A 684-nucleotide genomic window follows, 5' to 3' on the forward strand; every position below is an offset into this window, starting at 1 on the left:
GGACTGGCATGCTGGCAGCGGTAGGCGCAGTCGCCTTGGGAGTGGTGGGCGGCGGCTTGTCGTCCGCAGCGGCGACTGCGCAGGTGCCGGCGCTGACACCTTTCGGGCCCGCCACGCCGCTAGCGCCTTCGACCTTGCTGGCGTTCCAGTGACGAGCAGCGCCCGGAGAACGATGCTGATCGCGGCCGTCGTGTTCTTGGCAGCGATCGCAGGCGTGTGGGCTGGGCGCGAGTTGTTCCCTTCCCCACCGAGCCCGGGCGTGGAACTTCATAGCTTGCTCCACGACGGGCTCGAGCTGGACGAAGCTCAACGGACCAAGCTCGAGACGCTGGAGTCACGCTTCGCCGTTCGAAGGCGTGCCTTGGAGCTTGAACTCAGGGCCGACAACGCCCGGCTTGCCGACGCCATCGAGGCCGAACATGGTAACGGGCCGCAGGTCGCGGCGGCCGTCGATCGTTCGCACGGCGCGATGGGCGAGCTCCAAAAGGAGACGTTGAACCATATGTTCGCGATGCGGCAGATCCTGCGGCCCGACCAGGCGAGGACGTTCGACCGCGCGGTGGTTAAGGCGCTGACCGCAGACGCGCGGTGAGTCTTGAACTTTCGGCCTGCACGGACGGCGAACTCGCCGCCTTGACGCTCGCTGGACGTCAGGCCGCCTTCGCCGAGATCATGCGCCGGCAC

1 protein-coding gene is annotated in these 684 nt (G+C 67.5%); it reads left to right on the forward strand.

What is annotated here, in order from left to right:
• Positions 1-172: 172 nt before the first annotated feature.
• Entirely contained in the window at positions 173-592 is a 420-nt protein-coding gene (locus IL54_RS02810; protein ID WP_037473048.1) for a periplasmic heavy metal sensor, read from the forward strand.
• The last annotated feature ends 92 nt before the right edge of the window (positions 593-684 follow it).

Origin of the sequence: Sphingobium sp. ba1 (assembly GCF_000743655.1) — a bacterium.
In the GTDB taxonomy this organism is placed as follows: domain Bacteria; phylum Pseudomonadota; class Alphaproteobacteria; order Sphingomonadales; family Sphingomonadaceae; genus Sphingobium.

Excerpts from the sequence above, each read along its gene's own strand:
- IL54_RS02810 (WP_037473048.1), top strand. The coding sequence starts at position 173 with ATGCTGATCGCGGCCGTCGTGTTCTTGGCAGCGATCGCAGGCGTGTGG.